This window comes from Burkholderia sp. LMG 13014, from assembly GCF_905232215.1.
Lineage (GTDB): Bacteria > Pseudomonadota > Gammaproteobacteria > Burkholderiales > Burkholderiaceae > Burkholderia.
This window is the reverse complement of sequence record NZ_CAJNKE010000013.1, coordinates 33,544-45,249: the sequence shown is the minus strand read 5'-3', so window position 1 is coordinate 45,249 and position 11,706 is coordinate 33,544. Positions and strand designations below refer to the sequence as shown.

The window sequence follows — 11,706 nt, the reverse complement described above, 5'->3', positions numbered from 1 at the left end:
TCCGCTAGCCACAACCGTCGGCGCGACCGGATTGAGAAACACGCCGGGTCACTCGATCTCGATTTCGCACACGTCGCCGGCATGCAGCTTCATCACGTCGCTCAGCAGCACGACAGGCGTTTCGACATCGAAAATCATGTCCGACGTCGACGCCTCCTGCACGACCGCGCCGTTCAGGCGCGTCTGGATTCGCAACCCCTTGCAGCCGCGCGGCAACTCGTCGCCCTCGTCCTGTCGAAGCTCTTGCCCATCGTCCACTTCGGCGTGCGGAATCGCGCAGCGTCGCGTCGCTGAAGAACGAATGCTCAACGGCGGTCGAATCGACATGTGGCATCTACACGCCGGGGATCGTTGGTTGGCCGGACAGGTCGTGAGCGCGCGACGGGACGCCGTGTCCGTACGCCACCTCCCGAGCGATTCACGCGAGAATCAGCGGGCGCCGGCAACCCGACCACCACTTAGGGATCAATACCGGCCGCGCGCGCAACCAGACGAATTCAGAATAATTTATCCGGCGTGCCGATTGCTTCTCCTATCATCGAAAGACATTTACGCCCGCCCCCAAACTGTGAGCAGGCTGCACCGAACACGGAAAGTCAATTGACTATCGCCACGCCTTCGATCATCCATCACACCGCCACTGCGAACGGCATTCGCCCCGCTACATCCATGCTGGCCGCAGGCCGGCGGTCATCATCCTTCCACGTGGCTACGGCGAAACCGGCAAACCGGCCGCCAGTTACGGCAAACGCAACATGGCGAACGACCTCGCCGGGCTGCTCGATGCGCTCGGCTGGATGTTCGACATGAAATCCGTCTGGGAAAGCATGGCGACGAACCTGCGTGCCGAGCCGCTCGCGCAGTGCGGACACCTGCCGTACGAAGAGCAGCCGGAGCGCGTGAACGCGCTGCTGCTCGACTTCCTGAAACACTGGAAAGGCTGAATTGCCGCGCACATCACGGATCATCGGGAGGAAGGCATCATGAGCGACATTTCGGGCCCGCTGGCGCTTATCATCGGCGGATCGGTGGGCGGGCTGTTCACGGCGACCGCGCTGCGTGCGGCCGGATGGCGCGTCAAGGTCTTCGAGCAATCGCCGAACGACCTCGACAGCCGCGGCGGCGGTATCGTACTGCAACCGCCGATCGAGCACGCGTTCGCGTTCGGCGGCGTATCCGTGCCGCGCGATACGGGCGTCGATTCGGTCGACCGGATCTATCTCGACGAGCACGACCGGATCGTGCAACGCTACTTCATGCCGCAAACGCAGACGGCGTGGAACGTGATCTACACGGCCCTGAAGCGCGCGCTGCCGGCCGGCATCGTGCACGCCGGCGTATCGTTCGAGCGGTTCGAGCAAGACGGCGACAGCGTGATCGTGCATTTCGCGGACGGCCGCATCGAACAGGCTGACTTGCTGGTCGGCGCCGACGGCGGCCGCTCGAACGTCCGCGCGCAACTGCTGCCCGATGCGCGGCCCGCGTACGCGGGTTATGTCGCGTGGCGCGGGCTCGTCGACGAACACGACCTTCCTGACACGGTGCTGCAGGTGCTGCGCGATCGCTTCACGTTTCAACAGGGCGACGCGCATCTGTTCCTGACCTACCTGGTGCCCGGCCGCGACGGCGCGATCGAACCGGGCAAGCGTCGCGTGAACTGGGTCTGGTACCGGCGGCTCGCGCAGGATCGCCTGCCGTCCTTGTTCCTTGCGCAGGACGGCACGCAGCGCGACGGTTCGCTGCCGCCCGGCGCGATGCGTGACGACAATCGACTCGAACTCGTGGAAGCGGGCCGCCGGATGCTGGCGCCGACGCTCGCCGCGCTCGTCGACGCGACGCGCGCGCCGTTCGCTCAGTCGATCCTGGATCTCGCGGTCGACCGCATGGCATTTGGCCGTGCGGTGTTGCTCGGCGACGCGGCTTGCCTCGTCCGCCCGCACACCGCTGCGGGCGTCGCGAAAGCGGCGGAGAATGCAGTCGGTCTCGCCGAGGCGTTGCGCGGCGTCGCGCGCAGCCCCGCGTTCGATGCCGCGCTGCTGCGCTGGGAAGGACTTCAGCTCACGACCAACGCATCGTTGTCCGAACTCGGCATCTCGCTCGGCACCCGGATCATGGGGCGCGCGTGACCGCCCCCCGGCCACGCGCGCAGCATCGTTCGGATCACGCGATGGTCTCGACCACGCCGCCGTCCACCCGCAACGCCGCGCCCGTGGTCGCCGACGCCTGCGGCGAGCATACGTAGACCACCAGGTTCGCCACTTCCTCCGGCGTGATCGGCCGCCGAAGAATCGAACTGCCCCGATGCGCGCGTACGAAATCGATACCGAACTGTTCGACCGACTTGCCCTGCCGGGCCGCCGTCGCCTCGACCATCGAGCGGAAGCCGTCAGACAGCGTCGGCCCCGGCAACACCGCGTTCACGGTCACGCCGCTGCCTGCCGCCTGCTTCGCGATGCCGCGCGCGATGCTCAACTGCGCGGTCTTGGAAAAGCCATAAGCCAGCATGTCCGGCGGAACATTCAACGCGGACTCCGACGACATGAACACCACGCGCCCCCAGCCGCGCGCCATCATCCCCTTCAGGTAGCCGCGCGTGAGCCGAACGCCTGACATCACGTTGACGAGGAAGTAGCGCTCCCATGTGTCATCGTCGGTGCTGAAGATCGTGCCCGGTGCATAAAAACCGACGTTGTTGACCAGGATGTCCGCCGCGGGAAAGGCCGCGACGAGGGCATCGCACGCGGCACGCGTACCGAGATCGCCCACGCAGCCGTCGACCTGCGCGTGCGAGACACTGGCGCGAATCGCGGCGAGCGCCGCATCGACGCTCGCCTGCGTCCGGCCGTTGACGATCGTCTTCGCGCCCGACGCTGCCAACCCCGTCGCGATCGCGAGCCCGATGCCGGCGGTCGAGCCGCTGACGACGGCGAGCTTGCCGGAAAGATCGATATTCATGATGTGACTCTCGTTCAGGTCGAAAACGGCGGGCCGACCCATGCGTGTGCGTCCCGCCGATGCTTACCATCCGATGGTAGTCCCGCCGGCGCCGCGGCCTGTCTGAAATATCCTTAAACGTCTCGACAGCAGCGGCGAGCGCGCGGCATGCACCCGTCAAAAGCGATGCGCGATGCCGACGGCGTCCACGAACTGCTGGCGCGACGCCGACGGCGTCATCCCGTTGATCGACGCAACGGCCGCCTGACCGAGCGAATCGGTGCCGGCCGCTCGCTGATAGACCGCGATCATGTAGACGTCGGTCCGCTTCGACAGCGCGTAGTGCACACCGGCGTTGAACTGGTTGTAATGCGCACCGCTCGCGTCGGGCCCGCGCGCCAGCGTGTACGAATACGACGCGCCGACCGACACGGCAGCACCGATCCGATAGCTGCCGTTGAGTTCGACCGCATTGAAACTCGCGCTGCCGGTATAGCCGCGCGGATTGGGCCCCGAGTCCGACCCCAGCCCGATGAAGCGCGTGTTCGTGTAGGCCGCGCCGATCGTCGCGTTGCCGAGCGTATAGCTTGCACCGGCGCCGATCGTTTCCTCGCGACTCGCCGAAGCGTATCCGGCCATCACGGGATTGCGCTCCGGTGCCGTGGCCGATCCGAACGAACCGATGTTGTTCGCCGCGATGCCGCCACCGCTAGGCTGCCCACCCCACATCGACACGTTTGGCGCGGACGCGTTGAGATAGCCGATACCGATGCGCAACGGACCGCCCACGTACCCCGCGCCTGCCGCAACGACCTGATTCTGGCCGACGTGGCCCGCGACACCGCCGAATCCGTACATCGCGGAAGCCGACCAGCCGTGCCAGACGGGCGTCGCGATCTTGACCGTATTGTTCTGCCTCACGGTCAGGCCCAGATTGTCGATGTCGTCCGGATGCGCGGTGATGAACCCGCCCCACTGGGATACTGTCGTGAGCGGCGCGAGATAGTCGATCACCGGCGAATACTGTCGGCCGAGCGTCACGCTGCCAAGCCGCTCGTTCGACACGCCGATGAACGACTGGCGGCCAAACAGTGCGCCACCCTGTCCAAGCGAGCCGTTCGCGACGCTGAATCCGTTCTCCAGCGTGAAAACCGCAAACGTTCCGGCTCCGAGGTCTTCCCGGCCGCGGATCCCGAATCTGCTGCCCACGTAGGCCGACGTCGTCGCGTCCTGCAGCGACACCTGCCGATCGCCGTGAAGCGCGCCCGCCACTCTTCCGGATTGCGCGTTGCTGACGAATACCACGTCGGGATCGACGATCCCGTACAACGTCACACTGCTCTGCGCGAACGCGCCACACGCCCATCCGAGCGGCAACGCGGCCACGGCTATCCATGCTTTTCTTTCGATCGACATATCACCTCTCTCGGTTGACTGGAAAACTCGACAGCGCCGTCCGGCGGACTTTCAATTTGAATGACGGCTTTCAATTATTTATATGCAGTGCGAATAATATTGTTTACGGTGCGACCGATACCGGGAACCTGGTTGGCATGGACGCCGGCGCGACTTCTCCTGTCCCGCGCACCCGCGATCACGAAAACGTGCGCTACCGACAGTTTCGGGACGGGAACGCCCCATTTCGATTTTCGACGATAGTGATCGTTCGATAAATTATAGACGGCAGCTCATGCGTCCGGCATGAATTGCGAGTCGGTGTTTACCCGTCTCGCCTGCTTTCCGACGACGGTGTCTCGACACGTGACACCCGGCGACATCGGGTTGGCTTGCTTCGTCGCCCGCCCGCCATAAGCCTTTTTCTTTATTCGAGTCGGATGGCGAGTAACGGTCGGTGCGATGTCCGTGCGGCGATGCGGCCGTCGAACAAGGTGGCGTGCGCGAGTGGATGCTCAAGCGAACGGCGGTGTGCGCGGTCCGGAGCGAGTGAAAACAGTTGAGACGTCATCAATGGTTGACGACGCGAAATGGCGCATCAGTGCTCGTCTGCCCGGTTCATGAAAAACCGGATGTCGACCGTCTTCCAGATGCCTTCCGTGTTGAATGGGTCTTCCAGGACCAGTTGCCGTACGGTCTCGATATCGTCCGCGTCATAGAGAAACAGGCTCCCGCCCACCGACCCGTCCGGATCGATGAGCGGCCCTGCAATCCTCGCCTTCAACGGTGACGCCAGCAGCCGCGCCTTATGTGCTGCAAAGTGGGTTTTGCGACGCTCCGCCATACCCGGATGATCGAGACAGTAAACGACGAAAAACATGTTCTTTCCTTACGGGATGCGAGCCGCTGATGGCAGTGTCGTCAGTCGGGATGGTGCGTGACGACACGCGTCGCTCGATACGGCATGTTGATCAATGAGTCATGCGCAATACGCCTGCATATCATTCAGCCTGCTGTTTTGCGTTCCATTCCGTCGATTTCAGACGAACGATGCGCATTGAATGAGTGCCCAGGTTTGCGTTGATGAGACTATACGACGTGCATCGCACCGGGCATTGGTCACAAGATGCGCCCGCTTACCGAATCGTCCGCATTTCATCGTTCCGGCGCCGCGATCAACGTCCGTAGCGCAGCAAGAAATCCCGCAGCTTCGGATTGACATCCCGAGCGTGGGTCAGATTCGGCGTGTGTCCGGCACCAACCACGTTGACCATTCCCTTGGAGTTCGGCAGCCCTTCGGCAAGTGCCTCGCCGCAAAAAAGCGGGATGGCTGCATCGGCGCCGCCGTGGAACACGATCGATGCGTGCGTGATCTCGCCGAGCCGCGCCGTAATATCGTCGCGCGACGTCAGCGCATCGACCGGGTATTGGAAGTGCTCACGTGGCATTTTCAGCCATTTGTCGATCCAAGCCGATGCGGGATAGTCGGCACCGAGCAAGAACCCGGCGAGGTTCTCCGCGACGTTGGCCGCGCCGTTACGCGCCCACTCCGTCTTGAGTTCCTCGAACGACGCAGTCACCGATGCGTCGTCGAGATCGCTTCGCGTCGAGATAAGCGCGAGCGCGCGAAACCTGGCGGGCTCGAGCAGCGCCGCGCGCATCGACACGAAACCGCCCTGCGACATGCCGACCAGCGACGCCGACGCAATTTCAAGGTGATCGAGCAACGCAATCAGGTCGCGGGCCGAATCCCAGTAGCTGAACGCGCGATCGGTCGGCCCCGTCGCACCGAGGCCACGCTGATCCCAGACGACGCAGCGGAACGTATCGCTCAACTCGGCGACGTTCGGGCGAAACATTTCGCCGTCCATCAGAAAGCCATGACTGAAAACGATCGCCGGCGCGTCATGCGGGCCGGATTCTTCATAGGCGAAGCGGATGCCCTCGCGCTCAAACGATGCCTTCATCCTCTTCCTCTCTTCACTCACATCCATTGGGGCCGCACGATGCAGCCTGACCTCGCCACACTCTATCGTGCGAGCGGCCAGAACGATGATCGATTGAAGCGACGGCTTACCCGATCGTCCGGATATTTCAGCGTGATGCGTGTCGAGCATCGCGCACACACCGCATGCGATTTTTCCCGGATTGACGGGCTGTCGCGCATTTGATTAAGTAGACGGCTTGCGCGGACGTGCAAGCAACGTTTCTTCATCGCGACGGCGCTCCCGCCGCGGCGGTATCGGAGAAGGTGGACATGGTGCTAGCAGCAATGGAATCAGAAAAGCCGGTCTGGATCCTGCAGGGGGAATTCGGTCGCGCCACGGTGAACTTCATCAGCCGGCCGCTCGTCGCTCACGCGCACTCGCAATACCAGTTTCTGTTCAAGCTCGGCGGCAGCGACTGCGACTTCCGGTTGGGTGCCGAAGACTGCACGCTGAGCGCCGACTCCGCCATCTGCCTGAACCCGTGGGTCGAGCACGCAAAATGCGCAAACAAGAACACCCCGTCGCTCATCCTGTCGCTTGTGATCGAGCCGCCGTGGCTGCGCAAGCGGCTCGGCCTGGCGGACGGTAGCCCGGCCGACATCTTCCCGCGCAGAATTGTCGTCGTCACGCCGGACGTCCAGCATCATGTCGACCGCCTGGCGGCCGCGATCACGAATCATCTCGTTGCGCAGGATGCGGGCTGCTTGCCGATCCTCGAGGATCTCATCACCGCGCTCGGGCGCGATTTCGCGGATCCGGAGCTGACGACCCGCATTGCGCCGTCAACCCGCCCGGTCGATTTCCGAATCAGGAAGGCGCTCGACTTCATCAAGCGCACGCCGTCCGCAAACGCGACGGTCACGCAGGTCGCCAGCGAAGTCGGGCTGTCGAGGTCGCGTTTTTTCGAGCAATTCCGGCGCTGCATGGGCATCTCGCCGCAGCACTATATCGACTGGGTCCGGATGTCGCATGCGATTCGGCTGCTCGCGGAAAGTGACCGCCCGCTCGCCGACATTGCGGACGAGCTCGGCTTCGAGGAGCACAGCCACTTCACGCGCTTCTTTGCACAGCACATGGGTGTGCCGCCGAGCGATTTTCGCCGGCATTCGGTCACGCTCGATCTCGAGCGATTCGACTAACCGGCTCGGTTGGTCTACTGCATGCGTGCGGGAGCACGCATGCAGCGCAGGTCAGGCCAGCAGGTCCGACGGATCGGCAATCACCGGATTTCCCAACACGCCCAATCCTTCGATCTCGATTTCGACCCAGTCGCCCGGGCGCATGTGCACCAGACCCGGCGTCGGGAACGGCCCGTACTGTCGCGAAAGATCATTTCCTTCGACGTCGTCCGGTGCCGGCTTCAGCGCGCCCGGTGTCCCCATCGCGATCAGGTCGCCGGGGCGAAGCCGATAACCGCGGCTCAGATAGCTGACCGTGCGCGCAACGTCGATCAGCATGTCGTCGAGAGGCGCACGCTGCCGGACGACGCCGTTGATTCGCGTGAGCACCGAATGCTTCGCCGGGTCGCCGAACTCGTCCGGCGTCATCAGCCACGGGCCATAAGACCCCGACGCTTCGAAGCATTTTCCGAGGCCGAATTGCCGGTTGTGCACCTGGTATTCGCGCACAGATCCTTCGTTCAGACAGGTGTAGCCGGCGACGTAGTCCAGCGCGCGCTCCACCGGGACGTAGCGCCCCGGCTTGCCGATGATCACACCCAGCTCGCCCTCGTAATCGAATGCGCGCGCAACGGCCTGCGGCGGCGCGATGATCGGCTCGCCAGCGCCGACGTACGACGCGGCCGTGCGCAAGAACAGATGCGGATAGTCGGGATTCGTTTGCAGGCCTGTCTCGGCGATATGGCTCTTGAAGTTCAGCGCGAGCGCCCACATTGCGTTCGGCCGCTCGAGGAACGGCTTCAACGTCACGCCGGAAAGCAGCCGGGTGCCCGGCTTGCCGGCGACCGATGCGCGCAGGCGTTCGAGCCCGTCGTCCAATTCGAGGATTTCGATCAGCGTCGCGGGCAAATCCGGCGCGACTTCCGCGACGGGGACGAAATGCGTATCGCTGGTGACGACGCCAAGCGCTGTGTTGCCCGCGTCCGAGTAAGCAATGATTTTCATGATTGAGCGTGATTCCGCTGATTTCGAAGAATAGGTATGGAGAACGATTCAGTGGGCGATCGGCGCGCCGTCTGCGACCGTGTCACCGCCGGTCGCCCCGCGACCGATGATCGTCAGCAAGCCGAGCGCGGCGATGGCGGCGATGGCCGGCACAACGGCAACGAGCACGATGTTGCGCGTATCCCAACCCGTCGCGAGCAGCGCTCCTCCGATCGCAGGGCCGACGAACGAGCCGATGCGTCCGATTGCATGCCCCCAGCCGACGCCGGTCGCACGGATGCTCGGCGGATAGAACGCGACCGCAAGCGCCGTCTGGCCCATGATCCCGTTCACGAGCCCCGCACCGATCACGCCGATCGACAGCAGCACGATCGACGGCGAGAGCGCGGCCTGGCTCAGTGCCGTAATGCCTGCGATCACGCAGACTATCCCCACGGCCAGCGCGGACTTCACACGCAACCTCCCGGCGACGGTCATCGCGGTGACCGCGGCCGTCATCAGCAGGTTTCCGCTCAATCCGCCGACACTGAACGCGGCCATCCCGGCCGGTGCGCGCTCGAGCGAAAAGCCGAACGAGAGAAGCATGGTCGGAAGCCAGAACAACAGTGCGTAGACGTCCATAAAGATCAGGAACGAGAACAGCCAAAGCACGCTGGTATAGCCCGCGCGACCGTTCGCGAACAGCGCGCGCACCGTGCTCGCCACCGGCCGTTCCCGGCTTTGCGTACCCGTTGGCGCGGATGCGGCGGAGGGCAGCACCCGGAAGAACGCGGGAGCGACCACAAACGGCAAGATGCCGCCGATCAGGAACACCGCCTGCCAGCCGAAGCGATGCATCAGCGGGCCACCGACCAGGCCCCCGGTCACGGCGCCGACCGACATCCCGGTCGTCACCAGGACCGACGCGGCAACCTTGTGCTTGCCGCCGATGATCGCTGCCGAAGCAGTGATCGCGATCGGCAGCGCCGCGCCGAGTCCAATCGCCGCCAGAACCCGCATGACGGACAGCAGCGCGACGTTGTTCGCATACATGGTGAGCAACGTGCATCCACCGAACAGCATGACGCTGGCGAGCCCGACCGAGCGATGTCCGAAGCGATTCGCCAGCGAACCGGTGACGATGAATCCGATCGCCGCGCCGACGTTCGTCGCGACGAATACCGGCGTGAATGCGGCCGGTGTGAGATGCCAGTCCCTGGCCAGCATCGGAACCACGAACGATATCGACGTCGTGTTGAAGCCGTCCAGAACGACGACGAGAAAGCAAACAAGCAGTGCGATTGCGCGGCTCATGCCGCCGAGCTCCGCCGTATCGACGTCGACTGCGGTTTTCCGATCATTCAGTTTCACTTGACAATCTCCTTCGGCACGCACGATCCGGTCCCCGCAATGCATGGATCCGGCCCGTGCGGCCGCTCTTTCCAAAGCCGTGAAGAACGTGCGATTACGCGCGTGTGTAGGCCGACAGGCGGTGCAACATGTCGGCGGAGAAGATGTTCTTCGGCACCATGCAATGCACGCCCTTCGGCGGCTCTGTCTTGTAGACGGTGCCGGTCTGGTGTGCATACTGCGTAATCCGGAAGCTCCCCGCAACGCTCAGGATGCCGTAGCAGTCGACCGGCGCAATGCCGGTTGCCGAAGCCATCCATCCGATCGTTTGACGAATGCATGCGACGAGCGCGTCGTCGAGGCTGTCGGCGAAGCCGAAGCCGATCCAGTACTCGGGGGTTTCAGCCATCGGGCCGTTGAGCGGCGAGCGCTTGTGGAGCATGAACTGGATCCGCATCTCCTCGAACGCGGATTCGATCGACGTCTGATCGATGTTGCCCTCGCCCGACGCGCCCATCGAGCCACCTGTCCACACGCGCGCTCCGGCAACTTGCACGGGCAGAAACACCGACGTTCCGACACCGAGGACCGCACAATCCAGGTTGCCGCCGTAGCTACCGGCGAAGTTCGCGCTGATCACGTGGTCGCCGGGAGGCTGGGTGCCGAGATAGGCCTGGAACGGATTCAGCGGAATCTGCACGCCCGGTACGTACGACGCATAGGTACGCGCGTCGTCGAACTTCAGATAACGAAGGTACGGACCGAAATCGCCCGGAAGTGCCCCGACGCCCGGCGGCGCGGAGTTCCAGCCCCAATCGATCGGCCGCATCTTCAGCATCCGGCATTCGACGACATCGCCCGGCTCGGCACCGTCGATCTCGACCGGGCCGATCAGCGAGAATGCGCCGTTCGGATATTTCTTGCGGATCGGCTCGCGCTCCTTGAAGCCCATCCCGTACTTCGCTTCGTTGCCCCAGTTGGTCCACGTGCCGTCGTACCAGACCGTGTCGCCGGACTGAATCGACACCGCCGCCTTGGCGTCCGGCGTCATCTGACCAACCTGCACCGTGTCCCACGACGGCGCGAGCTTGACCGTCTTGCCGCCCGGCACGACTTGCATCGTCGCTGTGCGCGCCTTCGGAGCCGGCGTTTGCGCCCGTACGATGCCTGCGACGCCTGCCGCGATTGCGCCGAAGCCGAGCTTCAGCAGGGTGCGGCGGCATTGCGCGGTCCCGTCCATCGTCGTCGCGCCGCGCGTCGCCATCTCGCTTGCCGGGGTGTCGCCCGGATGTTCCATTTCCGTGTCGTGTCTCATACGTCTTCCAGACTTAGTTTTAAGGACAACGCGCGTTCAACGCGCGGATTGAGCGCCGAGCCCGGCTATCGCCTTCAGTACCACCTGATCGTCGATCTCCGAGGGCGCGCCGGCGGCGCCGATCGCGCCGAGCAGATGACCGTTCATGAATACCGGGAACGTGCCGCGGCCGGGCAGGAACGGCGCGTAGTAGCCGGCGCCGGACATGTTGCTGTACTCGGACGGATCGTCGCGGTAGCGATGTTCGAGCGTGACGCCGGATTGGCCGCCGAGCGCGACCGACGCAAACGCCTTGCCGCGTGCGAAGTCGACGCTCGAGAACGACGCGCCATCCATCCGCACCGCGGCGAGCAGATGGCCGCCCGGATCGACGACGGCGAAGCCCATCGCCAGATGCCGTGCCTTCGCGTCGTCGACCGCGATCGACAGCAGTGACTGTGTCTGTGCGTAGCTCAGCACGTAGGTCGGTATCGCTGCGTTGTCGCGTGCGTCTTCGGCGAAGGCAGCGTGCATCCCGCCGGCGAATCCGGCCGCGACGGTCATCCACTGCAGCAGCCACCGAGCCCGTAACCTGAATTTCACTTCCGTCTCCTGATTCCGCGTCACCCTGTACGCGTGAGTT

12 protein-coding genes are annotated in these 11,706 nt (G+C 64.1%); 3 read left to right on the top strand and 9 right to left on the bottom strand.

What is annotated here, in order from left to right; all coding sequences use genetic code 11:
• Positions 1-48: 48 nt before the first annotated feature.
• Positions 49-258: a fumarylacetoacetate hydrolase family protein gene (locus JYJ84_RS03680; RefSeq protein WP_236027229.1), complete on the bottom strand. Its 210-nt coding sequence runs from the start codon at positions 256-258 to the stop codon at positions 49-51.
• A 497-nt stretch (positions 259-755) separates the two neighbouring features.
• On the opposite strand from JYJ84_RS03680, the gene JYJ84_RS37600 reads away from it, so the two are divergent.
• Complete coding sequence (locus JYJ84_RS37600) at positions 756-944, top strand: alpha/beta fold hydrolase (protein ID WP_236027227.1); 189 nt, start codon at positions 756-758, stop codon at positions 942-944.
• A gap of 39 nt (positions 945-983) precedes the next feature.
• Positions 984-2,126: an FAD binding domain-containing protein gene (locus tag JYJ84_RS03670; RefSeq protein WP_175221445.1), complete on the top strand. Its 1,143-nt coding sequence runs from the start codon at positions 984-986 to the stop codon at positions 2,124-2,126.
• Positions 2,127-2,160: 34 nt separating this feature from the next.
• Here JYJ84_RS03670 and JYJ84_RS03665 read toward each other — a convergent pair whose 3' ends face one another.
• The 4 genes from JYJ84_RS03665 to JYJ84_RS03650 all read right to left on the bottom strand — a co-directional run bounded on the left by JYJ84_RS03665 (position 2,161) and on the right by JYJ84_RS03650 (position 6,446).
• Positions 2,161-2,955, bottom strand: coding sequence for an SDR family NAD(P)-dependent oxidoreductase (locus JYJ84_RS03665; RefSeq protein WP_175221444.1), 795 nt, complete (start codon positions 2,953-2,955; stop codon positions 2,161-2,163).
• A gap of 156 nt (positions 2,956-3,111) precedes the next feature.
• A complete protein-coding gene (locus JYJ84_RS03660) occupies positions 3,112-4,350 on the bottom strand; it encodes a porin (RefSeq protein ID WP_175221443.1) in 1,239 nt (412 codons plus the stop codon).
• Positions 4,351-4,927: 577 nt separating this feature from the next.
• Entirely contained in the window at positions 4,928-5,209 is a 282-nt protein-coding gene (locus tag JYJ84_RS03655; protein WP_175221442.1) for a YciI family protein, read from the bottom strand.
• A gap of 295 nt (positions 5,210-5,504) precedes the next feature.
• On the bottom strand, positions 5,505-6,446 hold the full coding sequence (locus JYJ84_RS03650; protein ID WP_175221441.1) for an alpha/beta fold hydrolase: 942 nt from the start codon (positions 6,444-6,446) through the stop codon (positions 5,505-5,507).
• A 140-nt stretch (positions 6,447-6,586) separates the two neighbouring features.
• On the opposite strand from JYJ84_RS03650, the gene JYJ84_RS03645 reads away from it, so the two are divergent.
• On the top strand, positions 6,587-7,456 hold the full coding sequence (locus JYJ84_RS03645; protein WP_205182759.1) for an AraC family transcriptional regulator: 870 nt from the start codon (positions 6,587-6,589) through the stop codon (positions 7,454-7,456).
• Between the two features lie 51 nt (positions 7,457-7,507).
• On the opposite strand, the gene JYJ84_RS03640 is transcribed toward JYJ84_RS03645, so the two are convergent.
• The 4 genes from JYJ84_RS03640 to JYJ84_RS03625 form a co-directional block, all read right to left on the bottom strand.
• Positions 7,508-8,440: a fumarylacetoacetate hydrolase family protein gene (locus JYJ84_RS03640; RefSeq protein WP_175221440.1), complete on the bottom strand. Its 933-nt coding sequence runs from the start codon at positions 8,438-8,440 to the stop codon at positions 7,508-7,510.
• Positions 8,441-8,488: 48 nt separating this feature from the next.
• Positions 8,489-9,790, bottom strand: coding sequence for an MFS transporter (locus JYJ84_RS03635; RefSeq protein ID WP_175221439.1), 1,302 nt, complete (start codon positions 9,788-9,790; stop codon positions 8,489-8,491).
• Positions 9,791-9,884: 94 nt separating this feature from the next.
• A complete protein-coding gene (locus JYJ84_RS03630; protein WP_175221438.1) occupies positions 9,885-11,084 on the bottom strand; it encodes an acetamidase/formamidase family protein in 1,200 nt (399 codons plus the stop codon).
• A 36-nt stretch (positions 11,085-11,120) separates the two neighbouring features.
• Positions 11,121-11,666 (bottom strand): heme-binding protein, encoded by a 546-nt coding sequence (locus JYJ84_RS03625; RefSeq protein WP_175221437.1) that lies wholly within the window; start codon positions 11,664-11,666, stop codon positions 11,121-11,123.
• Positions 11,667-11,706: the final 40 nt, after the last annotated feature.